The organism is Endozoicomonas sp. Mp262, from assembly GCF_025643335.1.
Taxonomy (GTDB): Bacteria; Pseudomonadota; Gammaproteobacteria; order Pseudomonadales; family Endozoicomonadaceae; genus Endonucleibacter.
This window is the reverse complement of the sequence record NZ_CP092489.1, coordinates 4037418-4063663: the sequence shown is the minus strand read 5'-3', so window position 1 is coordinate 4063663 and position 26246 is coordinate 4037418. Positions and strand designations below refer to the sequence as shown.

General features: G+C 42.7%; 26 protein-coding genes and 2 pseudogenes. 23 read left to right on the top strand and 5 right to left on the bottom strand.

Features of this window, described 5'->3' with window-relative positions; genetic code table 11:
* Positions 1-43 precede the first annotated feature (43 nt).
* Positions 44-3490, bottom strand: coding sequence for a transcription-repair coupling factor (gene mfd / locus MJ595_RS17795; RefSeq protein ID WP_263079389.1), 3447 nt, complete (start codon positions 3488-3490; stop codon positions 44-46).
* 269 nt (positions 3491-3759) lie between these two features.
* Between mfd and MJ595_RS17790 the strand changes: the two genes are divergently transcribed.
* Positions 3760-5190, top strand: a complete 1431-nt coding sequence (locus tag MJ595_RS17790; RefSeq protein ID WP_263322535.1) for a glyceraldehyde-3-phosphate dehydrogenase — start codon at positions 3760-3762, stop codon at positions 5188-5190.
* Positions 5191-5279: 89 nt separating this feature from the next.
* On the opposite strand, the gene MJ595_RS17785 is transcribed toward MJ595_RS17790, so the two are convergent.
* Positions 5280-5918, bottom strand: coding sequence for a hypothetical protein (locus MJ595_RS17785; RefSeq protein WP_263079388.1), 639 nt, complete (start codon positions 5916-5918; stop codon positions 5280-5282).
* A 186-nt stretch (positions 5919-6104) separates the two neighbouring features.
* Between MJ595_RS17785 and MJ595_RS17780 the strand changes: the two genes are divergently transcribed.
* The 3 genes from MJ595_RS17780 to MJ595_RS17770 all read left to right on the top strand — a co-directional run bounded on the left by MJ595_RS17780 (position 6105) and on the right by MJ595_RS17770 (position 10283).
* The gene (locus tag MJ595_RS17780; RefSeq protein ID WP_263079387.1) at positions 6105-7331 is read left to right on the top strand and encodes an outer membrane beta-barrel protein; all 1227 of its coding nucleotides are present in this window, start codon (positions 6105-6107) and stop codon (positions 7329-7331) included.
* Positions 7332-7418: 87 nt separating this feature from the next.
* Positions 7419-7985 carry a polysaccharide export protein gene (locus MJ595_RS17775; protein ID WP_263079386.1) on the top strand — a complete coding sequence of 189 codons (567 nt, stop codon included), beginning with the start codon at positions 7419-7421 and terminating at the stop codon, positions 7983-7985.
* Positions 7986-8021: 36 nt separating this feature from the next.
* On the top strand, positions 8022-10283 hold the full coding sequence (locus MJ595_RS17770; RefSeq protein ID WP_263079383.1) for a polysaccharide biosynthesis tyrosine autokinase: 2262 nt from the start codon (positions 8022-8024) through the stop codon (positions 10281-10283).
* Between the two features lie 297 nt (positions 10284-10580).
* Here MJ595_RS17770 and MJ595_RS17765 read toward each other — a convergent pair whose 3' ends face one another.
* The gene (locus tag MJ595_RS17765) at positions 10581-11003 is read right to left on the bottom strand and encodes a hypothetical protein (protein ID WP_263079382.1); all 423 of its coding nucleotides are present in this window, start codon (positions 11001-11003) and stop codon (positions 10581-10583) included.
* 365 nt (positions 11004-11368) lie between these two features.
* Here MJ595_RS17765 and MJ595_RS17760 point away from each other — a divergent pair, with 365 nt between their 5' ends.
* The 5 genes and pseudogenes from MJ595_RS17760 (at position 11369) to MJ595_RS17740 (ending at position 14012) form a co-directional block, all read left to right on the top strand.
* A complete protein-coding gene (locus MJ595_RS17760) occupies positions 11369-11647 on the top strand; it encodes an AbrB/MazE/SpoVT family DNA-binding domain-containing protein (protein WP_263079380.1) in 279 nt (92 codons plus the stop codon).
* The gene (locus tag MJ595_RS17755) at positions 11634-12014 is read left to right on the top strand and encodes a type II toxin-antitoxin system VapC family toxin (RefSeq protein ID WP_263079379.1); all 381 of its coding nucleotides are present in this window, start codon (positions 11634-11636) and stop codon (positions 12012-12014) included. Before MJ595_RS17760 ends, MJ595_RS17755 begins: the two co-directional genes overlap by 14 nt.
* A gap of 205 nt (positions 12015-12219) precedes the next feature.
* On the top strand, positions 12220-12426 hold the full coding sequence (vapB, locus tag MJ595_RS17750; RefSeq protein ID WP_263079378.1) for a type II toxin-antitoxin system VapB family antitoxin: 207 nt from the start codon (positions 12220-12222) through the stop codon (positions 12424-12426).
* A complete protein-coding gene (locus MJ595_RS17745; protein WP_263079377.1) occupies positions 12426-12833 on the top strand; it encodes a type II toxin-antitoxin system VapC family toxin in 408 nt (135 codons plus the stop codon). Before vapB ends, MJ595_RS17745 begins: the two co-directional genes overlap by 1 nt.
* Positions 12834-13168: 335 nt before the next feature.
* Positions 13169-14012, top strand: a pseudogene (locus MJ595_RS17740) (Fic family protein).
* 271 nt (positions 14013-14283) lie between these two features.
* On the opposite strand, the gene MJ595_RS17735 reads toward MJ595_RS17740, so the two are convergent.
* Entirely contained in the window at positions 14284-14469 is a 186-nt protein-coding gene (locus tag MJ595_RS17735) for a hypothetical protein (RefSeq protein ID WP_263079376.1), read from the bottom strand.
* Between the two features lie 115 nt (positions 14470-14584).
* On the opposite strand from MJ595_RS17735, the pseudogene MJ595_RS17730 reads away from it, so the two are divergent.
* From MJ595_RS17730 to MJ595_RS17665, 14 genes and pseudogenes are all read left to right on the top strand, one after another.
* A pseudogene (locus MJ595_RS17730) lies at positions 14585-14713 on the top strand (IS110 family transposase); the annotation flags it as partial.
* 446 nt (positions 14714-15159) lie between these two features.
* Positions 15160-16584 (top strand): ATP-binding protein, encoded by a 1425-nt coding sequence (locus tag MJ595_RS17725; RefSeq protein WP_263079375.1) that lies wholly within the window; start codon positions 15160-15162, stop codon positions 16582-16584.
* A gap of 177 nt (positions 16585-16761) precedes the next feature.
* Positions 16762-16998, top strand: a complete 237-nt coding sequence (locus MJ595_RS17720; RefSeq protein WP_263079374.1) for a DUF6364 family protein — start codon at positions 16762-16764, stop codon at positions 16996-16998.
* On the top strand, positions 16995-17420 hold the full coding sequence (locus tag MJ595_RS17715) for a PIN domain-containing protein (protein ID WP_263079373.1): 426 nt from the start codon (positions 16995-16997) through the stop codon (positions 17418-17420). Before MJ595_RS17720 ends, MJ595_RS17715 begins: the two co-directional genes overlap by 4 nt.
* A 175-nt stretch (positions 17421-17595) precedes the next feature.
* Positions 17596-17889, top strand: a complete 294-nt coding sequence (locus MJ595_RS17710; RefSeq protein WP_263079372.1) for a nucleotidyltransferase family protein — start codon at positions 17596-17598, stop codon at positions 17887-17889.
* A complete protein-coding gene (locus tag MJ595_RS17705) occupies positions 17879-18208 on the top strand; it encodes a DUF86 domain-containing protein (RefSeq protein ID WP_263079371.1) in 330 nt (109 codons plus the stop codon). Before MJ595_RS17710 ends, MJ595_RS17705 begins: the two co-directional genes overlap by 11 nt.
* 33 nt (positions 18209-18241) lie before the next feature.
* The gene (locus tag MJ595_RS17700; protein ID WP_263079370.1) at positions 18242-18670 is read left to right on the top strand and encodes a hypothetical protein; all 429 of its coding nucleotides are present in this window, start codon (positions 18242-18244) and stop codon (positions 18668-18670) included.
* A gap of 326 nt (positions 18671-18996) precedes the next feature.
* The gene (locus MJ595_RS17695; RefSeq protein WP_263079369.1) at positions 18997-19323 is read left to right on the top strand and encodes a UPF0175 family protein; all 327 of its coding nucleotides are present in this window, start codon (positions 18997-18999) and stop codon (positions 19321-19323) included.
* Between the two features lies 1 nt (position 19324).
* On the top strand, positions 19325-19495 hold the full coding sequence (locus MJ595_RS17690; RefSeq protein WP_263079368.1) for a hypothetical protein: 171 nt from the start codon (positions 19325-19327) through the stop codon (positions 19493-19495).
* A gap of 244 nt (positions 19496-19739) precedes the next feature.
* Entirely contained in the window at positions 19740-20369 is a 630-nt protein-coding gene (locus MJ595_RS17685; protein ID WP_263079367.1) for a sulfotransferase family protein, read from the top strand.
* Positions 20370-20397: 28 nt separating this feature from the next.
* Positions 20398-21264, top strand: coding sequence for a hypothetical protein (locus MJ595_RS17680; protein ID WP_263079366.1), 867 nt, complete (start codon positions 20398-20400; stop codon positions 21262-21264).
* Positions 21265-21481: 217 nt separating this feature from the next.
* On the top strand, positions 21482-22456 hold the full coding sequence (locus MJ595_RS17675; RefSeq protein ID WP_263079365.1) for an O-antigen ligase family protein: 975 nt from the start codon (positions 21482-21484) through the stop codon (positions 22454-22456).
* Positions 22425-23456 carry a glycosyltransferase family 4 protein gene (locus MJ595_RS17670; protein WP_263079364.1) on the top strand — a complete coding sequence of 344 codons (1032 nt, stop codon included), beginning with the start codon at positions 22425-22427 and terminating at the stop codon, positions 23454-23456. Before MJ595_RS17675 ends, MJ595_RS17670 begins: the two co-directional genes overlap by 32 nt.
* An 8-nt stretch (positions 23457-23464) precedes the next feature.
* Positions 23465-24211 (top strand): WecB/TagA/CpsF family glycosyltransferase, encoded by a 747-nt coding sequence (locus tag MJ595_RS17665; RefSeq protein WP_263079363.1) that lies wholly within the window; start codon positions 23465-23467, stop codon positions 24209-24211.
* 197 nt (positions 24212-24408) lie between these two features.
* Here the strand turns inward: MJ595_RS17665 and MJ595_RS17660 are convergent, their stop codons facing one another.
* Entirely contained in the window at positions 24409-25776 is a 1368-nt protein-coding gene (locus tag MJ595_RS17660; RefSeq protein ID WP_263078002.1) for a transposase, read from the bottom strand.
* Positions 25777-26246: the final 470 nt, after the last annotated feature.

Genomic DNA, 26246 nt, shown 5'->3' with positions numbered 1-26246 from the left:
CAGGCCGGTGGCAAAGCCGTATTGCCACCGTGGCAAGTATGGGTTAATCGGCCAATTTTTGAAGCAGGCTCTCTACGGCCTTAAACCGTTTTTCATGGGTTTCCATGGAGCCACTGTACTTCAAGATGTTGCTGCCTTCCAGTTTATAGTTTGCCGGTTGAGACTGGATCAGCTGGATAATGATAACCGGGTCTATTTTAGGCTGATGGTCGAACTCAATGCGTCCTTCCGAGGTGCCCGCATCCAGTTTCAGTATCCCCATAGCCTGGGCCCTTAATTTAATCCGGGTTTGCCGGAACAGGTTTTTCGCGGGGTCAGGCAGTAATCCAAAGCGGTCAATAAGCTCCACTTGTAACGACTTGAGGTCTTCATCGCTTTCGGCCGCGGCAATCCGTTTATACAGAACCAGCCTGCTATGCACATCATGAATGTAATCTTCGGGCAATAGGGCCGGTAACCGGAGTTTGATTTCAGTGCCATGGAACAGGGGTTTTTCAGGGTCCGGTGTTTCTCCTTTTTTAATGGCATTGATGGCTTTTTCCAGCATATCGGTGTACAGGGAGAAGCCAATACTCTGGATCTGCCCGCTTTGCTCTTCCCCAAGCAGTTCTCCGGCACCCCGGATTTCCAGGTCATTGGAAGCCAGCATAAATCCGGCACCCAGGTCCTGGGCTTCGCTAATGGCATCCAGCCGTTTGATGGCATCTGCGGTCATGGCCTTGGTGGAAGGTGTTAATAAATAAGCGTAAGCCTGGTGATGGGATCGTCCCACCCGTCCCCGTAGCTGGTGAAGCTGGGCAAGCCCGAATCGATCCGCCCGGTTGATAATAATAGTATTGGCACTGGGCACATCAATGCCTGTTTCGATAATGGTGGTGCACACCAGGATATTAAAACGCTTGTGATAAAAGTCGGACATGACCTGCTCAAGCTCACGCTCACGCATCTGGCCGTGGCCCACCGCTATTCGGGCCTCGGGGATAAGTTCTTGCAAGTCCTGTGCTATTTTGTCGATGGTTTGCACTTCATTGTGAACATAATAGATTTGCCCACCCCTTAATAATTCCCGCATAACCGCCTCTTTTACCAGATGGCTGTTCTGCTCCCTGATAAAGGTTTTGACGGAAAGCCTCCGTGCCGGAGGGGTTGCGATGATGGAAAGATCCCTGATGCCGGACATGGCCATATTCAGTGTTCTGGGGATGGGAGTGGCTGTCAGGGTGAGAATATCCACCTGGGAGCGCAGGGATTTAAGTTTTTCCTTATGCTTGACGCCAAAGCGGTGCTCTTCATCAATGATGAGCAAGCCTAAATCCTTAAAGTTGAGAGTGTCCTGCAGGATCTTATGGGTACCAATAATAATATCGATCTTGCCATCAGCCAGCTTTGCCTTCAGTTCATTGATGGCTTTCTGGGTACGGAACCGGGAAATAACATCAATTTCCACTGGCCAGTCAGCAAAACGGTCCCTGAAGCTTTCATAGTGCTGTTGGGCCAGCAGGGTGGTGGGAACCAGAATGGCCACCTGCTTACTGCTTTGCACGGCCATAAAGGCAGCACGCATAGCCACTTCCGTCTTGCCAAAGCCCACGTCGCCACAGACCAGCCTATCCATGGGTTGCGCAGATGACATGTCATTGATAACCGCCTCAATGGCCTGTTTTTGGTCAGGGGTCTCTTCAAAAGGAAAGCCTGCGGCAAAAGTCAGGTAGTGTTGATCTGGCTCGTCAAAGGCAAATCCCTTTCGTGCCCCTCGCCTTGCGTAAATATCCAGTAGCTCTACGGCGGCATCATTGGCTTTTTCTGCGGCTTTTTTTCGCGCCTTGGTCCACTGTTCACTACCAAGCCGGTGCAGGGGGGCCTGTTCATCATCGGCACCGCTGTACCGGGCGATGAGGTGCAGGGCGCTTACCGGAACATAGAGTTTGGCTTCATTGGCATATTCCAGTGTTAAAAACTCTTCCTGTTGATCGTCTATTCCCAGCGTTTGCAAGCCGCGATAACGGCCAACGCCATGGTCGATATGGACCACGGGGGCTCCGGGACGAAGTTCTGTCAGGTTGCGGATGATCTGGTCTGCATGCTGTCCGTTGTCGCCCCTTCGGCGGCGTTGTTGCATCACCCGTTTTCCCAGCAATCGGGATTCGGGTATCAGGGTTGTATCAACCGCTTCTATATAGAGTGCATCACTCAGACTGCCGGTGGTAATTGCCAGCTTTTCCTGGCTATTGATAAAGGCTGCCCAGCTCTCCCTGGTTGTAGGGTTGATCTGGCTGTCATTTAATATATCCAGCAGGGCTTCCCGGCGTCCGGCACTCTCTGCCACAAATAACACCCGGCTGGCTGTTTCCAGGTAGTTATTCAATGGGGTCAGGGGATCCGCCAGCCTGGCATTTAATGTGAGATCGGGAATTGAGTGTTGCCCGAAATTCCAGCTTCCCGGCTTTTCCTTGATGGGGGTAGGGGTCAGCGTGATTCGGGGGAACTGCTTGAGCTGTGAAAACAGTTCTTCATTACGAATAAAAAGCTGTTCTGGCGGTAAAATTGGCCTTAAGGGATCCACTTTCCTGCTTTGATAGCGCTCATTCACATCCGTAAGAAAGGTGGACACCGCTGACTGAACACTATCCTCCAGAAAAATACAGGTATTTTCGGGCAGATAGTCAAATAATGTGGCGGGGCTTTCAAAGAATAATGGCAGGTAATACTCAATACCCGGGCTGGCGATGCCGGAGTTAATATCCTGATAAAGCGGACAGTCCCGGTGGTCTACATCAAAGGCGTCTCGAAAACGGCCTTTAAATTGACTCCGTCCCGTTTGGTCCATGGGAAACTCATGTCCCGGGAGCAATTTGATATGGTCAATTTCTGTTAATGAGCGTTGGTTGTCAGGGTCAAAGGTTCTGATGGAGTCAATTTCATCGTCAAACAAGTCAATTCTGAAGGGGGCTTTTGATCCCATGGGAAATATATCCACCAGTGATCCCCGGATGGCAAACTCACCGTGCTCATAAACCGTATCGGTACAATAATAACCTGCCTGCTCAAGCTGTTTGCGCCGTTGGTCTATTGAAAATGTTTCGCCCTTTTTTAGTATCAGGCTGCTGGATTCCAGGAATGATCGGGGACACAGCCTGTGCAACAGCGTGGTTACAGGAATGATCAGAATGGACTGCTGTGACCGTGGCAGCTGGTACAGGGTGGCGAGACGTTCTGAAATAATATCCTGGTGTGGGGAAAAATTATCATAGGGCAGGGTTTCCCAGTCAGATAGCTGGTGGACTTCAATGGCTTTATTGCCTGCCAGAAAAAAACGGACCTCTTCCTGGAGCTCTGCCGCTGCCGTTGTGTCCGATGTAATGACCAACAGCAAACCTTTATGCTCCCTGGCTGCCAGGGCGATGGAATATGCCGTGCTTGTCCGGGAATGGTTGCCCCAGTGAAATTTTTCGCCTGCCTGTTGGGGGAGACGAATAGTAGCCTGCACCATGTTTGCTCCGGTTGACCTCTTACCAAACTTGGGGGAATTTTATGTCTTATGGCGCACTGTAGACAGTGTTGATCTGAATATTTTTGATTTTTGGCCTGAAGTACCGGGGTCTTTGGGTGAATGATGAATAACAAAACAGTTTCATAAAAACAGGAGTTGATAGTTTGTGTTGTTTTTTGTTGTTCTTTGTTGATTTGTTGGCGGTTGATGGGGATAATGCGCGAAACAAGCGGAAAACTGAAACACTTAAAATAAGGTGGGGGCATTCAGTGGCTAAAGAACAATTCCAGGATTGGAAAGAACGGGAAGCGATTGCAGAATCCATGATCCCATTAATTGGTCGGTTGTACCGGGATCATAATGTTGTTACTTCAGTGTATGGCCGTTCCATTATCAATCGCTCCGTGATCGATATTATTAAAGCCCATAAGTTTGTGCGCCAGGTTTTGGGTACAGGGCTTTCTGTGAGAGAAACCTACCCTGTGCTTGAGGTGCTTTCAACGCTGAATTTGTCTCCCGCCAGAATTGACCTGGGTAAACTGGTGGCAGGCTATCAGTCCTCTGAAAGTGCAGGATCTTTGGAAGATTACGTTCGCAGCCAGGTTTCCCATATTATTAACACCAAAGAGGCCAGGCCTACCGGGCAGGATGTGGTGCTTTATGGTTTTGGCCGAATCGGGCGGTTAATGGCCCGGCTGTTAATTGAGCGTGCGGGTGGGGGTGCCGGGCTTAACCTCAGGGCTATCGTAGTGCGTCCTGGCGCGGCAGCCAATGACTTGCAGAAACGGGCCAGCCTGCTAAGGCGTGACTCTGTCCATGGATCATTCAGGGGCACCATTGATATTGATGAGGCCAGTAACCTGATTTATGCCAATGGGGTAAAAATTCAGGTTATCTACTCTAACTCTCCCGCAGAGGTGGATTACACCCGTTACGGTATCAGTAATGCCATTATTGTTGACAATACCGGTAAGTGGCGTGATGAGGAGGCACTGGGGTTGCACCTGAAATCTCCCGGTGCCTCAAGAGTTCTGTTAACGGCACCGGGCAAGGGCAGTGTCAAGAATATTGTCTACGGCGTTAATCATGAGCTGATTAAAGAAGATGCCATACTGTCAGCGGCTTCCTGTACCACCAATGCCATTACCCCTGTACTAAAAGCAATCAATGATCACTTTGGTATTGTGAATGGCCATGTGGAAACGGTGCATTCCTATACCAACGACCAGAACCTGATTGATAACTATCACAAAGGTGAGCGACGCGGTCGAAGTGCTGCCCTGAATATGGTGATTACCGAGACCGGTGCAGCCAGCGCTGTTGGCAAGGCGTTGCCCGAGTTAAAAGGAAAGCTGACCGGCAGTGCTATCCGGGTACCCACGCCCAATGTTTCCCTGGCCATATTGAATCTTAATCTGAACAAGGAAACTTCCAGGGATGAGCTTAACAGCTACCTTCGGGAAGTGGCGCTGTATTCCGATCTGCAAAAACAAATTGATTTTGTGAACTCTTCTGAAGTGGTATCCAGTGACTTTGTTGGCAGTCGTAATGCGGGAATTGTTGATAGCCAGGCCACCATTGTGGATAAAGACCGCTGTATTCTTTATGTCTGGTACGACAATGAATTTGGTTATAGCTGTCAGGTAAACCGTATTCTTCAGTTAATGGCAGGTTCCATGCAGCCGGCTATACCGGCTTGATTGCTATTCCCTGATCAGGGTTGATACCTTCCTCTCGTTCCCGGTGTCCCGGGAACGAGTCCGACAGCCCCTAAATATTATCAATCCGCTTAATTCGGGCTGACCGGTGTAGGCTTATCCGCAGGAGGTTGTGTGAATGCCGGAGGGGGAGGAGGCGCTATGGCAGCCGGAGGTTGTGCTGACGGAGGTGGCGTTTGCTGAGCCGGGAGTTCCTGGTTCTCCGCTTCAACTTCTGGCTGTCCCTGGGCTACAGGACTCTGGGAAAGTTGCAGTTGAACCTGCTGTGCTGCCCTTTCAATCGCGGCTCTGGCAGCGGGTGATTTAACGACGGAAACGGCGCTTTGGGTGATTTGCCGGGCCTGTGCAGGTACAGCGGAAATAGCTGCAGAAACAATTTGCGTAGCCTGTTCAGGTTGTGCTGAGACGGCCGCAGACACAATCTGGGGGGCTTGTTGCGCAACTGACTTAACGGTTACCATGACAATCTGGGCAGCCTGTCTGGGAAAAGCCTTAACCGCCTGTTGGACAGCCTGAGCCAGCAGTTGAGGGTTATTCTGCAAGGCAGAAGACAGGCTGACCATAATGCCCTCAATGCTCTGACCCTGCTGTAAGGCTTCAGATATAACTGTTTTAGCGCCTTTGCTTTTAACATCCTGAAGTAAATCTGCACTAATATTCATGCTTAAAGATGCGGCCACCAAAGCCGCAGCAAGCCGTGTTAGTTTCATAACCATTCCTGTTATTGTGTTTGTTAGTCCTTAATCGGCGAAACAACACCCTACTTTACTGATAACAAAACATATAAAAAAAATCAAAATAATTTAAAAATTATGGTTGCCTGTCGCGTAATAATTTGTTCATAATAATTCGATAAAAATAAATAAGTAACTAAACAGCAGGGAATGTGTAGTTCAATGAAAATTATAAGTAAGCTGTCATTTGCAGTTTATGCGGTTCTTTATAGTTCTTGGAGTATTGCTACTGTTGAGGATCCGGGTTCATTTGAAATGGGGGGTATCAATGTAACGCCCCTGTTAAAGGCAGGTGTCGGTTACGATGATAATGTTTATCGGGAAGGAACAGAGGGTAATGACCTTAAAGAAAAAAGTGCCACCGTTTATACGGTAGCACCCAGCATTGAATTAAAAGCCGAACAGGGCATGAGTTACTATGCCCTGACCGTTGATGGTGTTCATAAATCGTTTTCCGGTGAATCCGACCATGATTTTACCGACTACGGTGCCGCCCTTGATATCCATCATGAATTTAACAGCCGTCATCGCCTGACGGTAACCAGTGGTTATGGTATCAAGCATGATCAGGGTTCAACGGTTGATGAGGCAAAGGATAAGTCAGCGCCACAATACCAGCAGACGGATGCTGCGGTTAATTATGGCTTTGGTGCGAAAGAGGCTACAGCGAGAGTTGACGTATTCGGCGATTATAATGCCAAAGATTATGAGAAAATTGGCAAACTGGGCCGTGACAGCGGTGAAGATCGAAAAAACAAGGGGTATGGAGCCACCTTCTTTTATAAGGTAATGCCTAAAACCGAAGTGCTGGTGGAAGCAAAAAAACGAGAACTGTCTTACGATAATCAGGATAATGCGGGCTATGACATTACCAGCTATCTGGTGGGGTTGAACTGGGAAGCAACAGCTAAAAGCACCGGCTATATCAAGGCTGCCCATCGTGAACGCAAAAGTGATGTAAAAACAGTCGATAAAGAAAACTACAGTGGCTGGGAAATAGGTATCAGTTATCTGCCTGTCGAATACTCACTGATTCAGATAAGCTCTGGTCGTGATTATGGACTGGAATCTGAAAATCCTGCTAGTGCGAGCTTCACCAAAGGTTTCAATGCAGTAGTAAACTGGCAGCATGACTGGACATCCAAAATCACCAGTAACCTGGGTTTTAGCTACACGGATGATGATGTTCAAAATGCAGCAAGCGTTGTTCAAAAAGAGAGAAAGGTGAAAACCTTTAATGCGGGTTTAAGCTGGAAGGTCATGCGTAACCTGACGGTTTCCCTTGACTGGGAAAACACCAAGCGGGATGAAAAGGCTAAAGTAAACACTGCTGATGAGGATGATTACACTCGTAATGCTTATATGCTATCAGCGGAACTGGCGCTTTAACTAAAAAAGGTTAATCAAAAAAGGAAAGCAGTGGCCTGGAAGTACGCTGCCGTAATCTCTGGAATAGCGGTTTAAAGGTGTAGGGATATGCACAGGCCGTATTTGGGCAATCATTTTATAATGACTCATGTATTGAGTCTCATTCTTCTATTTCTCCCTGCAATCACGCAAGGGCAAACGGGTCTGACCTCATCCCGGTATTTATTGAATGCCGGGGACATGATCAGTATTAATGTTTTTGATGAGGAAGATCTGAGTATTGAAGCACGTCTTACCGATGCCGGTACCATATCCTATCCTTTTCTTGGTGAAATTCAGGTCAGGGGACGAACTGTTGGAGAGTTGGAAAAACTTATCAAACAGGGGCTTAAGGGAGGATACCTGATTAACCCCAGAGTTAATGTCACCATTAAAGAGTATCGGAAATTCTTTGTTCGGGGAGAAGTGAATAAACCCGGGGGGTTTTCATTTGAACCAGGTCTTACCCTTGAAAAAGCCATTGCCCTTTCTGGCGGGTTCAGTAAACGAGCCAATAAAAAGGATGTTTTGGTAACCCGGCAGGGAAAAAGCGGAAGATCCGAAGAACGATCAATCACGTTGGATGGTTCAATCCTCCCTGGGGATATCATCAACGTAAAAGAAAGTTTTTTCTAATGGGATATTCAGTTTTCTGGCAGTGAAATAAAAACAATGAATCAGCCTGTTAACAACAATGTAATACCATCCGCCGAGCCTAAGGCTTCAATGGATGAAGATATTATTGACCTTCGGGAACTGTTCCAGACCTTATGGCATCATAAATGGGCTATTTTCGGGTTTACTCTGGCGGCCACCTTGTTAACGGTACTGGTTGTCTTTAGCCTGACACCCAAATACCAGGCAACAGCTGTACTGTTAATTGAAAAAGAACAGGCAAAAGTGGTTTCTATTGAAGAAGTCTATGGAATCGACAATACCGGAGACAGTTATCTCAATACCCAGCATGAAGTTTTGAAGTCCAGGGCGCTGCTTGAAAAAGTGGTTAATAACCTGAATTTAGTCAATGAACCGGAATTTAATAGTGAGCTAAAAGAAAAAGGCTGGTATTCGGTATTTTTGAACTGGCGCTCATTACTGGGCTTTGAACTGCCGGAACAGGCGGTGACAGAGGCGCAGATTCTCAGTCGTACTGTTGATCGCTTCCAGGAAAGTGTCAGTATTGAACCGGTAAGAAAAACTCAAATTGTTAAGATTCATGTTATTTCGGAAAATCCGGTTTTAGCTGCCAAAGCCGCCAATGCCATGGGTGAGGCTTATATTGAGTCCTGGCTGGAGGCCAAGCTGTCACTAACCACCAATGCAACCAGCTGGATGCAGGAGCGCCTTGCAGGGTTATCTGAAAAACTGAAAATGGCCGAAGGCCTGCTCCATGATTTCCGGTTAGAGGAAGACCTGGTGGATATTGCTGGTGTCCTGACGCTTTCAAACAATGAGCTGAAAGCCCTCACTGAATCCCTGGTAGAAGTGCGTCGTAAGTTGGCACTGACAGAAAATATTTACCGGCAGATTCAAAATAGCAAAGCGCAAGATATTGATGATTACCAGTCATTGCCCGCAGTGTTGGCACACCCCCTGATTCAAAAATTAAAAGAGAACCAGGCCGAGGCAGAGCAGAAAGTGCGTGAATTAGGGCGTCGGTATGGAACCTTGCACCCGAAAATGATTGCCGCCAACACCGAGCTGGACAGCATTGAAAGCAATATCGGCTTACGGGTGCAGCAAATCGTCAGTGGGGTAGAAAAAGAATATGAGGTGGCCAAAGCCAACGAGCAGTCCCTGCAAAATGCCGTTGGCGATGCCCGCAGCCGGGTTCAGTCCATTAACAGCAAGCAGTTCCGGCTACAGGCACTGGAGCGGGAAGTGAGAACCAATAAGGATTTGTACGACGCTTTTTTCAAGCGTATTCAGGAGACCAGTGCCACCTCGGATTTACAGGCGGCCAATGCCCGTATTGTTGATTTTGCCTATCCCGCTGAAGATCCGGTGAAACCTAAAAAATCCCTGATTACCGGCATTGCTGCTTTATTAAGCTTGCTGATGGCCTGTGGCATGGCTTATCTGCTTGAAATGCTGAATAACACCATCAGAACGGCAAAGGATGTTGAAGATAAATTAAATCTTCCGGTTCTTGGTTTGCTGCCGGCACTGCCTGTGAAAGTCTATAAAAAAGGCTTGGGGCGGTTGTTTCTGGATAAAGAGCAAAGGGCTTTTGTGGAATCTGTCAGAACCATTCGAACCAGTTTAAGCCTGACCACCATCGCCCATAAAAAGAAAATTATTGCGGTGACTTCCACTGTTCCGGGGGAGGGGAAGTCATCCACGGCCGCCAATATTGCCCTGGCACTGGGGCAGCTCTCCAGTACTGTCATTGTTGACGGAGACCTGCGTCGTCCAACGGTGGCCAGGAACTTCGACATTAAGGGAGGAAGTGCCGGTCTTGCCAATATTCTTTCTGGACATGCCCAGTTAAGCGAAAGCCTGCAAACCCGCGATGGTATCAAAGTTATTCCCGCAGGCCTGATTCCACCTGATCCCACTCAACTCTTTTCAGAGGGCCGTTTTGAAAAACTGTTAGATAGCCTGGCTGAAAAATTCGATGTGGTGGTTATTGACTGCCCACCCATGACAGGGATTAGTGACACCTTAATGATTACCCGGCACTGTGACGCCGTTGTTTATGTGGTGGAATCAGGACGGGCAACACAATCTGCCATCAGTCACGCCACTGGGCGATTATTACAAAACGGGGCACCGCTTTCCGGTGTGGTGCTTAATAAGGTCAATACCAATAAACGGAAACCGGAAGAAGGCTATTACGGCTATTACGATTATCACGGATACAGTGAAGAGCAGCCTGAAAAAAGAAAGGCGGGCGCCAGAAAAATAAAAGCACAAGTGACGGAAGAAGTTTAAAGCCTTTGGAGTAACCACGGAGGCACAAAGGCACGGAGTTTTTGAATATAAAATAAAAAATTAATTTCCGTGTCTCTGTGGTGAATAAAAAATAGATTTAAAACCATTACGACTTTAAAAAGGTTATTCAACAAGCACCAAAGTTGAAGGGCGGTAGCGTGCCTGAATTTAAAAAAATGTCGGGAGATATTTGTGAAAGCCTGAACCTTATCTATTGTCATCCTATACAAGGAGAGTACAGGTTCCATATCACAGGAAGTGAATTTCTCGACCCGCATAATAACTCATCTAGGGAAGTTAAAAGTGATGTATTTCGGTCACTGAAAACCTGCCCTTGAAATATGGACAAGAGATTTCTTGATTATTGATCATGTCAGGTTGAACCTTTAAGTTAACTCTAACTGATGCTTTATTACCATTTCTATATACCGAGTTGAATGTGCTATCATAATTTAATTTTACTTCATAACAATCGTATTCTAAATCATATGAGATAAAATGATCACCTGCATTAGTGGTTGCTATAAAAGCTATTTTTTCAATATTCTTATTTGTAGTAACATGGAGTACTTCAATTTTTACAATGTTGTGAGTCATGGAAAATACTCCACCTTCTTCTATACCTAGTTTTTCACCTGTTTTTTCTAGACACGTAATTCTTTTTGTTAGTATTTCCAGATTGATAAATCTGGATAAATTTATATCCTGTTTTATTGTCAAATGACCAAATAGTGAAAACGACTCATATCGAAAATTATAATTATCTATTTTTTGGATTGTAGCTTCACATATATTACAGAAAATGGTTATGAATAAACTGCAAAAAAATACTTTCATTTATTGGCCTATTGAGTATTGTCAGTACAAAGCGATTATAATTAAATCTTGGTAAACCACTGATCTGAGGCACTACTTTTTGACACCTCGCTAAGTGAGTAAAATCACTTTTAGAGGTGGATCAGATCACACGGTATGGTTCCATGCAAAAATTGCGGTTTTTGACCCCGGTTTTTCGGTTTTTTTGACAGAGCGGATAAGGGGTATTACCTTAAGTAATACTACTTTCTTTTTACGAGAAATCAGCCATGTCTACCAGCTCAGTGACCAGCAAAGGGCAGGTAACCATACCCAACGCCCTGAGACAGAAATTCCAAATACATCCGGGTGACAAAGTCTTATTCGAAGAAAAAGAGGGCGTCATTACTCTTGTCCCCATGAACAATGACATTGAAGCCCTGGCAGGGTGCCTTGCCAACAACACGAATGGTCAACAAGCAACATTAGACGATATGGAAGAAGCCATCAAAACAGGTTCGGCCGTCTCTTGGCAAGATGATGAGACAGATGATAATGGACGGAATTGATACTAATGTGCTTGTTCGTTATCTCGTTAGAGACGATCTTGAACAATATCAGCAAGCGTTAGCCTTGTTGAAAGCATTGCCAAAAATTTATCTCAGCCCAATCGTACTGGTTGAAACCGTTTGGGTGCTCAGCCACTTCTACAAAGTCAAAGCCGACCAGCAATGTAAGAAGCTTCGGGATCTTCTATGCCTGCATTGTATTATGACGGATGATCGACAGGCTGTCTTAAACGCCATTGATGATTACGCCAGAGGTTATGACTTTGCCGACGCAATGATTGGTCATCACAACGCCCTAAAGCAATGCAAGACCACTTGGACCTTTGACCGAAAAGCATCAAAGCTCGATGAGTTCAGTCATCTATAAACATCATTGAGTTGTCGTATAGCCATAGGAATAGTCCCGAAATAACTTCCCGGTTTTTCAAGGTCTTACCCTGGTTTTTGGCACAGTATTTTTCGGCCTTTTGCGAGCTTAACCCTGCTTTTCTCTTGATTCCAGTAGATATTGGGGCTAACCTGTATATACAGTATATATATACAGGTTTGCCCCAATGGAAACAACCGTATTCATGAATAATAAAACTCAGGCAGTGCGCATCCCCAAGGAGTTAGCATTCCCTGAGGACGTAAAGCGTGTTATTGCCCGCCGACAGGGGGAGGCGATCATACTGACACCGGCTCAACATCACTGGGATTACTTTTTCGCGCTTCCACCTCTGGGGGATGACTTCCCGGATAGGGAACAGCCCGAGCACCAGGAAAGAAAGGGGTTCTGATGCTCAAATACCTGCTTGATACGAATATATGCATCGCTGTACTCAAGAAAAAACAACCTTCAGTTCACCAGAAGTTCATCATACATGCCGGTGAAATGGCGGTATCGATGATCACGATAGAAGAACTCCAATACGGTATTGAAAAAGGAGAACAGAGCAGAAGGCTCGATAAACAGTACCAGGTTGATTGCCTTTTGTCGGGCTTGAAAATATTGGATTTTGACGAGCCTGCCGCCCACCATAGTGCTGATATTCGCAACAGGCTCCATAAAGGACAACAAATAGGGCCTTTTGATAACCTGATTGCTGGACATGCACGTAGTAAGGGACTGATCATTGTCACGGATAATGTAAGAGAGTTTCAGAGAGTGCCTGGCTTGATTGTTGAAAACTGGATTGAGCATTAATTCAGAAAGCACAAGGGTATTGAAAGAATAGTGTCAATTGCCCTTAACTAATGGCTGCCATTCATACAAGAAAGTACCTCGTTCCCAGCGTCGAAGACTACGGATGGTTCGAATACAGAAAACGCAGGAGCAGTTGCCGAGGACTCTTCGGGCCATACATTGATTCATGGTGATAAAATCAAGTTTCGTCGACATGAAGGCATGGGTAGGCTGATGGCATCGACCTACATAGCGGCTAATGTCGATAAAAGATAATTTTATCGATATGAAAGCAGGATATGTTGATGGGATCGACATATACTGAGCTTATGTCGATAAATTGGGGTTTTCTAAACATGTCCTGGCAATCGGATCAGCCTTATAACCGGCTTCCCCCGTTACCCCCTGAAGAGGATGTGGAAAGCCGTCCGGTGCTCAAAGCCTGTATTACTGCGAGAGCGGCCCTTGCGGAGTTAAAAAAATCAGGACATGCTGATTCGTAAAATTCCCGGAACAGTGCTTAGCAACCCAATAACGGGAGAGGTTGTTTACACCCCTCCGGTTGGGGAAAACGTAATTCGAGACCTGCTTGGCAACTGGGAAGCATATCTGCACGCAGACGATCAAACCGATCCACTGGTAAAGATGGCCATTGCCCACTATCAATTTGAGGCCATTCATCCATTTATAGATGGAAATGGCCGAACGGGGCGTATCATTAACATCCTGTACCTGATTGAGCAAAAGCTTCTCAGCTTGCCCATTTTATACCTGAGCCGGCATATCATCCGTAACAAGCCGGACTATTACCGTTTGCTATCCGAGGTCACTCAGGAACAGAATTGGGAAAACTGGCTGCTCTACATGCTCAAGGGGATTGAAGATACTGCCCACTGGACGACACAAAAAATAGAAGGCATTCGTCTGCTTATGGAGGATACACAACGGCACATCCAGACACAATTACCGAAAATATACAGCTATGAGCTGCTGCAAACCCTGTTTGCCCAGCCTTACTGTCGTATAGACAGCCTCGTTCAGCGGGGTATTGTTAAACGACAAACTGCTTCGCTCTATTTAAAACAATTGTGCAGTATCGGCGTTCTTGAAGAGCAGCCAGCCGGAAAGGAAAAACTCTTTGTTCACCCCAAATTGCTGAAACTCATGGTGCAAAACGAGCATGGCATTGAGCCGTACTGACTGGAGCTGACAGTTCAGCCAGGTGTTGAAAGGTTCCTCGTTTCCTCCGACTTTTAATGGCCTGCCCAAAGGAGACAATAGCCAAAGATATGTTAACGAGTGTTAAACGACGACTATTCAGGGCAACCCATAAAACCATCGGCAGCACTATGAAAGGCCTGACACTACCGGCTATTTTTTATGATCCTTATGGTTCAGGTACTTAACCCAGATCACCAATGCACAGACAGTGGTAAAGAAAATAGCCAGAGTCCAGGCGAAAGCGTTCATCTCAATCATGGTCAGACTCCAGAAGCAAAGCTAGATAGACAAGGGCCAATGAGGTGGCCAGACCAAAGAAGACAATAGCAGCAATCATGTTTTCCTGAAAAACTGGGTATAAAGCAGCCCCACCCAAAGGAAGCTTCACAAGATCGCAGCTAAGCATAGCCATTCTTTCACGTTGTTTCTTATTCATTGGTGCCACTTTTATATTTATTCAGAAATTAGAAAAGTAGGTCATTAGGCCTGAAGTGCACGATGAAAGACCTGCCCCCGGTTTTTGGGTTGCTGACAAACATGATGACCGCCGCAATCAGTGGATAAGCGCCCTGGATAAGCGTCGGGGTAAAAATATATCAGCGGTCGCTGTTGCCAATAAAAATGCCCGTATAGCCTGGGCTGTGTTAAGCAAAAAAGAGCCGTACAAGGCCGCAGCATGAAAAATGCTGAGAGCAAACAAGTAACCATTTATCGTTAGGTAAGAAAGCCAAAACGATTGATGATGTAAATCTGCAACGAGTTGCGTGGATAAAGTTCAAATGATGGCATAAAAGGTAAGACCTGCACTCCCTTGAACCTGTTCGGGGTCAGGGCCCATAGAGGCCGAAGACTTGATGAGGTGGGAGTGAGCGGATTCCATCAGGGCCAGAGGCGATTGTGACCTCACCCCAAGGCCGGATATATGGAAGCATTACTCTTTAACTGTCATTGTGAAAACTTTTCCTTGCATCGCGGGGCGGACTATATATGACCCCAGTTTTCCGATTTTCACCTATACATAAAATCTACCATAATCAAAAATATGTATAGTATGAAGCTTGTTACCTGCTATACATAAAACCTGCTAATATTGAAAGTATGTATAGTAAAAAGAAGCTGGCATGCTATGTTTGCAGGAAGAAAAAAAGAGATAAAACAGGTGATTGAGAGCTTTAGCCGAACAAAAGGTACTCTCAATGTTATTCGGGGACGCAGGCGAATTGGCAAAACCCGGCTGATTAAAGAACTACCAAATTTTGGCAAGAATATCGTCTTGCGGTACCTCACTTCGACGCCCCCGGCAGAAAAAATGAGTGATGTCGATGAGCGCCGTCAATATGCCGAACAAGTCAAATCGGAGTTTGGTCTGCCCTACATGCCACCCCATGCATCGTGGCGGGAACTTTTTTCATTTATGGGTGACCTGTGCATTGAAAAAAACACCATTTTAGCGATTGATGAAGTGAATTGGCTGGCGACAAAGTCCGCGGCATTCATGTCCATGTTCTTTGAGCTTTGGGAAAACCAGTTCACCCGGAAGAAAGCGTTTATGGTGATTCTGTCGGGTTCACTATCATCATGGATAGAAGACAATATCCTGATGAACAAAGGCTTTGTGGGTCGAATTTCCGTCGCCATCACCCTGAAGGAGTTGGCACTGAATGACTTACCAGTGTTTTTTGGTGCAAGGATCAGGAAAACACCCACCATTGATCTTATTAAAATGCTCAGTGCCGTCGGTGCTGTTCCACGGTATCTTGAAGAACTGGATCTTACCCAGACAGCAGAAGCCAATCTTTCCAGGCTGGCTTTTGATAAAAGCGGTTTTCTGCACGATGAGTTCGAAAAAATGTTTTACGACCTATTCTCCAGAGAGAACAAGTTCTATCGAAACATTCTGGAAGCCATCGGTGACTCAAGAGAACTGTTAACGGCAAAAGACCTGTCGGCAAAGATGGGTCTGACCTATTCAGGCCGTTACACTCAAGCGATAGAGGTGCTTGAAGAGGTAGGCTTCCTCAGGCGACAGCATACCTGGGATATCTCGTCGCGAAAGGTGGGAAAGAAATATGTTCTCAGGCTTAGCGACAACTACACGGCTTTCTATTTCAGGGCCATCGCAAAAACCAGAGGCAAAGGCCTTGTCCAGCCTGCCCCTCCCCGGAATCTGACATCTGTGCTGGGCTTGCAGTTTGAAAACCTGGTTCACAACAATCTTGCCTTCATACTGGCCAGGTTAAACATTGAAACAAGAGATGTGGCTTTTGCTGGCCCCTATATCCAGACACAAACAACAAGGCGAAAGGGATGTCAGGTTGACCTGTTGATACACGTCAGAAACAGGGTTTATGTGTGTGAATGCAAGCTACATGCCGGTGAGATTGGCAGATCAGTCATTGAGGAAGTTGACACTAGAATAGCCCGGCTACCCAAGGCAAAAGGCGTTTCTTTCCACCCTGTACTAATACATGCAAACACCGTCGCTGACAGCGTTATGGAAGAAGACTACTTTGATGCCATTATTAATCTTGGTGATGGGGTGTTTGCTTGATGGCGACCAGGCAATGATGAACGATGAGAAGCTTGCCCCGTTTTTCCAAGGAGGGGTTTGTTGTCAAAATTCAAGACCCGACCCCGGTCTTCTTTACGGTCTTCTTTATGTTTCTCTCTTGACGTCAGATAAGCATGACGTATATTTAGTTAATAAAGTACGTCACGGTATCGTTCCATGCAAAAATTGACCTTAAGAATGCAGCCTGAGCTGATTGACCATGCCAAGCAGTACGCAGCCCACCATGGCAAATCACTATCGCAACTGGTAGCCGATTACTTTGAGGCATTAACGAAGGAAGCCTATCATTCCGGGAGCCTGCCTCCTTTGACCAGAAAACTGAGGGGGTTACTCAAGGACGCCTCTGACTGCGAACAGGATTATAAGCAGCATCTTGAGGATAAATACCTGTGAAAGCGCTTCTGGATATCAATGTGGTTATGGATGTATTGCTCGATCGGCCCAGGCTTTCAGAGGCATCTGCCGTTATCATGGCGCAAGTTGAACTCAGCAAAATAACGGGGGTTTTATGTGCCACATCTATTACCACCATCCATTATCTGATTAGCAAAGCCTGTGGAAAGCAAGCTGGGGAAGAAGTTATCAAAACATTATTGCAACTGTACGAGATAGCAGCTGTCAACCAGACTGTACTGATGCAGGCACAGACTATGGGTTTTCGTGACTATGAGGACAGTGTCCAATATACAGCCGCCCGTTCTGTAAACGCTGAAGTCATCATTACCCGAAATACGAAGGATTTTACCAAGGCTGAACTCCCTGTGGTAACACCTGAAGAATTTATTATGCACTACCCGTCTGTTCAAATGGTGTAACTAATGTTTGGGTCGGTGCAATTGTAACGATAATGATGAATTTAAATGAAAAATAAGCCTCTGGTTTTCTGGCAATTTTATGCACGATGAAAGACTTGGTTCTGGCCTTGCTTCGCTTTGCTTCTCACCTGTGCTAGGGTGACTCAACACTAAAAAAGTATGCCGGGTAAGCCTAATGATGCGAGATGAGGTTATTTGCAAACTCCGGAGCATTCTCTCTGAATTAAAGCAAGAGTATCAGGTTCAAGCGTTGGGGGTTTTTGGATCGGTAGCTAGAAATGAAGCGGCTACCGGAAGCGATATTGATATACTCGTTAGCTTTACCGGTAAGCCCACCTATGATAGCTATATGAATTTGAAGTTTTACCTTGAGGATGTGTTTCAAACAAAAATTGATCTGGTAACAGAAGCCGCCTTGGATGATAGAATTCGGTCATATATCGAAGAGGATCTGATTCATGTTGCGTAACTGGAAGCTGTATCTGGAAGATATGCAAGAAAGTGCGCAGAGGGTTATGGAGTATACAGCAGGGCTTGATCAGAAAACATTTCTGTGCAATCGACTGAGATATGATGCTACGCTTCGCAACCTTGAAATCCTTGGGGAAGCGGTGAAGCACCTCCCTGTTGATGTAAAAAACAAGCACCCGGACATTGATTGGAGAGGCATAAGGGAGTTTCGTAATTTTGTCACCCATGCCTACTTCAAGGTTGACCCTGATATTTTATGGGATGTTATTACCCGTAAAGTGCCTCAATTATCAGAACAGTTGAAACAAGTCAGTTAATCAGATTGGGTAAAATGTGAGTTAAAGGTGGGGTTGGTTGTCAAGATTCAAGACTTGACCCCGCATCCTGCGCGGAATCTGACATCTGTGCTGGGCTTGCAGTTTGAAAACCTGGTTCACAACAATCTTGCCTTCATACTGGCCAGGTTAAACATTGAAACAAGAGATGTGGCTTTTGCTGGCCCCTATATCCAGACACAAACAACAAGGCGAAAGGGATGTCAGGTTGACCTGTTGATACACGTCAGAAACAGGGTTTATGTGTGTGAATGCAAGCTACATGCCGGTGAGATTGGCAGATCAGTCATTGAGGAAGTTGACACTAGAATAGCCCGGCTACCCAAGGCAAAAGGCGTTTCTTTCCACCCTGTACTAATACATGCAAACACCGTCGCTGACAGCGTTATGGAAGAAGGCTACTTTGATGCCATTATTAATCTTGGTGATGGGGTGTTTGCTTGATGGCGACTAGGCAATGATGAACGATGAGAAGCTTGCCCCGTTTTTCCAAGGAGGGGTTTGTTGTCAAAATTCAAGACCCGACCCCGGTCTTCACGCGACCCCGGTCTTCACGCCTACTTCAAGGTTGACCCTGATATTTTATGGGATGTTATTACTCGTAAAGTGCCTCAATTATCAGAACAGTTGAAACAAGTCAGTTAATCAGATTGCGTAAAATGTGAGTTAAAGGTGGGGTTGGTTGTCAAGATTCAAGACTTGCCCTCGAATCTCTTTTATGTGCTATCTTCTGTATACACGTTTTTTAAATCAATGGCAGGAGGCATAATATGGAAACATTTGGCATACGTGACTTGCGTGAACGTTCCGGAGAACTCACCCGCCTTGCAGAAGCGGGGCAATTGGCTTTGCTGACCAAGCGGGATCGCCCGCTCATGGTTGGAGTGCCTTTCAATGAGACTCTGATTAACGAAAACATAAACCTTTGCATGGCTGTACATCTTTTCAGCCAGGGAATCATAACGTCTGGTAAGGCTGCAAGGCTTGCCCAGTTGCCCCTGGAAACCTTCATAGAAAAACTGGGTCATCTCGGTATACCGTTAGTCGATTACCAACCAGAAGATTTGGATCAGGAGCTGGATAATCTTGGTGAGTGAAATGGGCAGATTTAGGGAACCCATTATCATTGCAGACAGCAGCCCATTAATTGCGCTTGCGTTAGTGGAACTCATACCAGAACTGGTAGCGATGGCACAAAAAGTATGGATACCGGCCCTCTTTGAAAATATTAAAGCAACACGGGTACTGGTATCACCCTGCCTTGATTGATAAAGCTATGGAAAAGGCTGGTGAGAAAAACACATTTTAAGAGCAGCCTTGTGTCTTCAATAAATTCAAGTTTCAAGACTTGACCCCAGTTTTGCTGCGGGGCGGACTATATATGACCCCAGTTTTCAGTTTTGTGACCCCAGTTTTGCTGCTGTTAATTCTGTTAATTACTCATGTTTATAGAAAATTTATAATGATTTTTTTAAAAAAGATATACCGAACATATGTTCCAACATTTATCAAGGTGAGAGTAAATGAAAAGCTAAGAGGTCAAGTTGTATTCCATGATTACAATGATAAACTGGAGTGTATTTTTGTACATATACCAAAAACAGCAGGAACAAGCTTGCAAAAAACATTGTTTAATTTCACTCATACAGGTCATTTGCGATGGGATGAATATGAGGCATACGATAAAAAAAAATTTTCTAAGTATTATAAATTCGCTTTTGTAAGAAATCCATGGGATAGAGTAGTTTCAGCATATGAATATTTAAAATCAGGAGGTAGAAATGAGAGTGATAAAGCTTGGTCTGAAAAAAATCTAGCAAAATACACATCATTTGAATCATTTATAAATAGCTGGCTAACAGAAGAAAATATACTTACATGGAATCATTTTGTACCCCAATCTAACTTCATCTTTGATACAAATGATAACCTAAAAGTTGATTTTCTAGGTAGATTTGAAACACTGAATTGCGACTTTAAGATATTATCAGAGAAACTGGGGGGGTATAGAAGCTTGGAAAATATTAATAAAAGTAAACGCAAAGCTTATAAAGACTATTATTCAAAAACAACTAAAGATAAAATCGCAAAGTTGTATGGGCGTGATGTTGAGTTACTTGGATATAAGTTTGATGATAAATAAAAATAACATATATATAATATCAACTTCATTGCATGCATTTCAAGTAAGTCTAATTTCGATTAATCGTAGCAATAATATTTTTATTATTGATTTTCGTTTAAAAAAAAGCATTGATTTTAAAAAAATATTACAAGGGAAACTTTTATTTGTTAATTTCAGAGATAGATATTATCAATTTTTAATTGACCTGTTGCTAGTAAAAAGAAATAAAAAGGAGGTTAGTCTTTACATAGGAAATCAAAATCATTCCATAGCCTCAATAATTTATAATAAATATAAGTATGTAAGTCTGTATATAATGGATGATGGGTTAGTTAACTATGGCTTGCAGTCGGAGAAAGAGAAAAAAATTTCAAATTGGCTCAAGTCTATTATCAATGGTATACTTTCTTTATTTAGAATATATGGCCTGAATACTGGTCATGGTAATAATTTAAAAATCCCAAAAAATATCAATGCAACATTTATAACGCTGTTGAATAAGTATAAATGTAAATATCCAAATATTACAGTTGTTGGATTAAGGGAGTATGTTGATTTCGATGAGGCTGAAAAGTATATACACAAAATAAGCTCGAATTATTCATCAACCAAAGAAAAGTTATTTTTTTTATCTTATGAGCAGTCATTAAAATCGGGTGAAAATACAGCAGCCAATATGGATGCGGATTTAATATTTCATCCAAGAAGCCATAAATCAACCGGTAGGCTAGATATTCCATATGAATTTATTATTAAAGATAAAGAAATTATGGCAGGCATATCATCTATCATTCTGGTAAAGAAAATTTTTTATAATAGCAAAAAGGTTACTGTTATTATTAAGAAAGGCGAAAAAGAACGTCTTGATAGATTGATTAAACTTATTGGAGATGTTTTATATAATTATGCTTAGGTATTCTTATTTGCACCAAGCAAATAAAATAAATCCCGTTTTAACACTTCTGATTTTCATTATTGTTTTTCTAAGGTTCACTACTGATTCAATTAATGTATCAGGAATAAATGTTATTGTAAACTTTATTCTACTTGGTATCACAATATACGCTGTATACTCATATAACAAGCCAATATACAAAAAAGAGATTAAGTCTTCGTTTGTTTTTTTATTAATGATGGCGATCTTGCTGGTTTTTCAAATCAGCATAGGTAATACTTTGGAAGTAAAAGAGCTATTAAGAATATTATTCTTGATCGTGTTAGTAGGTATGTTGTCGTTGCTAGCAAACAGGGGGTTTTTTGAAGCTACTACAAATGTTTTATATTTGATCAACTTTATAATTGTTCTGATTGGCTTATTTAATATAATTTTTGGTAATTATCGGATAATAGAAGGTGTTCCTAGATTGAATGGTACATATTCACATCCTAACCCGTATGGTATGCATGTAATTCTTACTTTGTGTGCATTTTTTATATTATATAAATACAATGCTATATCAAAACTAAAGTTTGTATTGTTTTTTTTGTTGGGGTTAGTTGTATTTTTAAGAATATTAAATTTTTCTTCTATTATTGCAGGTTTTGTTTTTTTTGGTTTTGTTTATGTGTACGATAATCAGAGGTCTAGACTATTGAAGATGATTTTTGGTGTTTTAGTCTCATTAATTATTATTTATTTACTCTATCTGATCAGTGACGTATTTAGAAATAGAATGGAATTTATTTTAGAAACTGATTTGGTTGCAAACGTAGGCTATGCTGAAAATTCAGTGCAATGGCGTTTTTTGAATTGGTCTTATTATTTAAGAAACATTAATAACTATGTCATAGGAGAGGGAGTGGGTTACTCAGATATATTTTTCAGACAGGCTCATAATACATTATTTACAGTTTTGGCTCCTCATAATGAATGGTTAAAAGTATTATTTGAATGTGGGTTGTTAGGTTTGACCTTTATTCTTTGCTTTTTATTATATGTATCTAAAAATCTAAGTATTCCTTCAAAAGGATTGTTGTTGTGTTACTTGACGGCATGTTTTTTTGATAACTTTTTTAAATCAACATCCTTGGTTCTTTTGGTTGTAATTTTGATTTTTTCTATGGAGAGTATAAGTGGTGGTTACAAAAAACAACTTATCTCATAGCTATTTGCTTATTAGGATTGATAAACAGCCTGACGGAGGGAGAAAAAACTTTTATAACATAAAATCTGTCATGGAGTTATCCAATTTGAAGTATCAAGTGATTTTTGAAAATTATAAAAGTATGACCAGTTATATAAAGCTAATTATTTCTATTGTTTTATTCTCTGGAAATAGATTCATAGTTAATCAAGCTTTTTTATGTTTGTGTGTTTATGTTTCAACTATATTCCAAGCTAAAAAAATCATTTATATTATTGACTCTATAGATAATAACTATCCAAAGGGTTTTAAGAATAAAATAAAAGGAGTAGTGGTAGTATGTATTAATAAGTTTCTTTCACAAAGAAAAAATATATACTTCATTTCAGAAACAAATTACTTAAAAGAAAAATTTAAAAGTTGTAATAAATCTTTTGTTATAAACACTCCATATCCTGATGCTATAAATATATTACCTCTGAGAAAAGCATCTTTTAGATCAAATTCAATAATAAGATTATTGTATGTTGGCAGGTTGTCTGAAGAAAAAGGGGTTTTAAATCTTATTGATTTTATAAAAAGAAGCAAAAATAAAAACTATTGCATATCTATTATAGGTGATGGTGATTTTAGAGATCAAATTCAGTTGTTATGTGTTAAAAATAAAAATGTGACATACCATGGCTGGATGGAAAATGAAGATATATTAAAATTGTACTATGAAAATGATATATTGATACACTTTCCTAACAAGGATGCTTACCCTACAGTTTTTAGAGAGGCTTTTAGTAATGCCTTACCCATTGTCTCATTAGAAATTCAGGGGATACCAGAAATTATTACTACTGGAAAAGATGGCGAGTTATTGCCCTATTATAGTTATGCCTTGGTTGAAGAAAAAGTGGATAAAATAGCGAAAGACTTGAAATTTTATTCCGAAAATGCTTTGTGTAAATCTGCGAAAAATAACTTTCAAATATACTGCAAAAATTTATTGTCTGTTTTTAAAATGATCAATTGATTTTGAGTATGAAAAAGCTTAATATTTTTAATTTGTTTTTTGATGTAATCTTATTCGAAGATTTATATAAAAAGATCGTTAATAGAAATATCTGTTCTTTACAAATAGTGGTAACCCCAAATGTAGATCATATAGTTAGGTGCTACAGAGATCACCATTTTTTGTCAATTTACAAGACAGCTGATATTACTGTTTGTGATAGTAGAATACTAAGATCTTATATCAGGTTAGCACGCAGAATCGATATTGACTTGATTTCTGGAAGTGATTTGACGAAAAAAATAATACGTAATTTAAAGCAAAGTGATACAGTTACAGTATTGGGATGTAATGAAAAGATTATTAAAAAAGTTCAAGAGAAATACCAAATAAGAAAACTGTATCATTATAATCCACCAATGGGTTTTATTAAAGATGATTATGAAGTGGATAGGTGTTTAGACTTTGTTAAAAAAAATATTTCTGACTATCTTTTTATTTGTGTTGGCTCACCTCAACAAGAGATATTAGCATTTACTATTAAGAGAAGATTAAATATAAAAGGCTACTGCTTCTGTGTTGGAGCATCTCTTCTATTTTTATCTGGAGAAGAAAAAAGAGCGCCAATATGGATTCAGGAATTATCTTTAGAGTGGTTGTATAGGCTCATTCAAAACCCTAAAAGATTATTTAAAAGGTATCTTGTTGATGATTTGTATATACTTAAAGTATTCTTCAAAGATATACGAGAAACTATTAGGAAAAAACTAAAATAATAAGGAATATTTAGGGGCTGTTTTAAAAGTGTTAGGCTACTAACTCCAGCTATTCCCGCATGATGAACGTCGATGATCGTTGGTATTGACAATAAGGCAGCAAAAATAATGAAGCCGATCAAAACTGAGCCGCCAATTAACAAAGCGGAGCTTTAAAGAAAAAATGTCACCCCTGAACGTAGCTACGATATGGCCGGTTATGATGTATCGAATGGAATCACCCTTTTCTCTTCAATACCATGAGTTACTGTGTAAAAAAGCCCCTCCCACGTTTTTATCAGCCAATGCAAAAAATAGCCCTGTATCCATTTCCATAATGCTATACGGACTCCTTTTGAGCGGGTTCTTAAAGCTTCCTGAAACTGGGGACAGCACAGTTCCTGTATTTGATCTACGAGAAAAGCAAGCATCGTCAGATAGGCCAGATTTGTGGCTAAGTGCTTCTCACCGTGACCGTAGTTATGTTCGAGATCGTAGCCTTGATTTTTCAGGGTGTTAAACGTCTGGTTCTCAATATGCCATCGGCAGCGCCCTCCTTTCATGACGGGTTCTATGGTTTCTTCGTTAAGCGGAATATCAGTCACCCAGCACCAGATATGCTGTTTACCTTTTTTATCGGTTTCGACAAAATCAAGCACATTAACCTGTTCTGCATATTTTGCCTTGTTCAGCCTGACGTCATTGGCATAGCGAAACCACCACTTAATTCCAGTCTCTTCATTAACTTTTTCAGCACGGTGAACTTTTCCTTCTTTATCCAGCTCATCCATCGCTTCAACCAGCGAGGCATGGTTGCCATCTTTCGCGACAATGATGTAATGCCAGCCATAACTCTTAATCAGTTGGACAGTGGGGTTGTCAGCATAAAGACTGTCCAGAAGAATAACGAACTTTAGACGTGGGTGATGCTCTCGTATGGTGGCAAACAACCGTTTAATGGCATTTTTTTCACAGTCATTTTTGGTCGAACCGTCCTGGCAAACTATGGCTTCCGGTGCCAATGGCAAGACTGTTTTTTGATCCGGGTGAGCAATGCATGCTGCCATTAACTGGTGGTAGTGAGCTTCGTTGGCCTTTCCCTTATTTTTAGTACAGCACTCCTGACAAGGTTTTTTATTATTGCAGGAGTAAAATAGCCCAGTTCCATCGATCGGGAGCAAGTAGTGATTTTTCAAGTTCCCGCAGTGAAATTCGAATGCCTTCAGTAATCCGCCCCTTTGGACGTTAGACAGCAATGTCTTAAAAGGCTTTTTGAACTCTACGGGATCTATTGGATCCAGGATTTCCCGCATACTGGTATCACAGGGAGCACGTTTTTTTATCTGATACAGGTGCTCAAGGTTATGCCTTACTTCTTGCTCTGTTTTATCACGCTCAAACGAGAGGAGCGATGGGTACTTGAGATGCATCATGGCAAAAGCGGACATGGAGGCATCATGTATTGTTATTTTTCTGGAATCCTTGTTTGGTCGGACATCTGGAATTTGCTCATAACTTTCAGAAATCGTAGTAATTAAACTGTTTGCACAAAGATGCTTACGACTTTTTTGGAATGGATAAGCCATGAGAGACAGCCATTGATAAAGTATCCCTATCAAAAGTAGACGTTATTTTGTGCGAAATCACTCCATTTGGAATTTACTGTAAGCCTTGCTGTTGCAGTGATTTAATTGATGTCACGGGAATAGCTGTACTAACTCAAGATCGGTAATAAATCCAAATGTTCTATAGTCCATAGAGATATCTGCTTCATGGAGGGTAAGTTATGTACCCCTCAGACTTAACTGATGATCAATGGAGAATCATGGAGCCTTTCTTTCCTGATACAGTGGATTTTCCTCTCGTTCCCAGCGTCCAGAGGGTGTCGAAACCCTGAAATATACCCAGCGCCGTTATCCTGTACAGGGATTGTATAGGATAACGACGGATAAAATTCAGACTTTCGCGACACCCTCTGGAGCCTGGGAACGAGTCTAACGCATTGAAATGATGTACTAGCCAAACCACCCCCCTCTAATTTCAGAAGCGCTTAAGC

Coding starts and splice junctions, on each gene's coding strand:
- mfd (WP_263079389.1), bottom strand. CDS start 3,490: ATGGTGCAGGCTACTATTCGTCTCCCCCAACAGGCAGGCGAAAAATTT.
- MJ595_RS17785 (WP_263079388.1), bottom strand. CDS start 5,918: ATGAAACTAACACGGCTTGCTGCGGCTTTGGTGGCCGCATCTTTAAGC.
- MJ595_RS17780 (WP_263079387.1), top strand. CDS start 6,105: ATGAAAATTATAAGTAAGCTGTCATTTGCAGTTTATGCGGTTCTTTAT.
- MJ595_RS17775 (WP_263079386.1), top strand. CDS start 7,419: ATGCACAGGCCGTATTTGGGCAATCATTTTATAATGACTCATGTATTG.
- MJ595_RS17770 (WP_263079383.1), top strand. CDS start 8,022: ATGAATCAGCCTGTTAACAACAATGTAATACCATCCGCCGAGCCTAAG.
- MJ595_RS17760 (WP_263079380.1), top strand. CDS start 11,369: ATGTCTACCAGCTCAGTGACCAGCAAAGGGCAGGTAACCATACCCAAC.
- MJ595_RS17755 (WP_263079379.1), top strand. CDS start 11,634: ATGGACGGAATTGATACTAATGTGCTTGTTCGTTATCTCGTTAGAGAC.
- vapB (WP_263079378.1), top strand. CDS start 12,220: ATGAATAATAAAACTCAGGCAGTGCGCATCCCCAAGGAGTTAGCATTC.
- MJ595_RS17745 (WP_263079377.1), top strand. CDS start 12,426: ATGCTCAAATACCTGCTTGATACGAATATATGCATCGCTGTACTCAAG.
- MJ595_RS17735 (WP_263079376.1), bottom strand. CDS start 14,469: ATGAATAAGAAACAACGTGAAAGAATGGCTATGCTTAGCTGCGATCTT.
- MJ595_RS17725 (WP_263079375.1), top strand. CDS start 15,160: ATGTTTGCAGGAAGAAAAAAAGAGATAAAACAGGTGATTGAGAGCTTT.
- MJ595_RS17720 (WP_263079374.1), top strand. CDS start 16,762: ATGCAAAAATTGACCTTAAGAATGCAGCCTGAGCTGATTGACCATGCC.
- MJ595_RS17710 (WP_263079372.1), top strand. CDS start 17,596: ATGATGCGAGATGAGGTTATTTGCAAACTCCGGAGCATTCTCTCTGAA.
- MJ595_RS17705 (WP_263079371.1), top strand. CDS start 17,879: ATGTTGCGTAACTGGAAGCTGTATCTGGAAGATATGCAAGAAAGTGCG.
- MJ595_RS17695 (WP_263079369.1), top strand. CDS start 18,997: ATGGAAACATTTGGCATACGTGACTTGCGTGAACGTTCCGGAGAACTC.
- MJ595_RS17690 (WP_263079368.1), top strand. CDS start 19,325: ATGGGCAGATTTAGGGAACCCATTATCATTGCAGACAGCAGCCCATTA.
- MJ595_RS17675 (WP_263079365.1), top strand. CDS start 21,482: ATGATGGCGATCTTGCTGGTTTTTCAAATCAGCATAGGTAATACTTTG.
- MJ595_RS17665 (WP_263079363.1), top strand. CDS start 23,465: ATGAAAAAGCTTAATATTTTTAATTTGTTTTTTGATGTAATCTTATTC.
- MJ595_RS17660 (WP_263078002.1), bottom strand. CDS start 25,776: ATGGCTTATCCATTCCAAAAAAGTCGTAAGCATCTTTGTGCAAACAGT.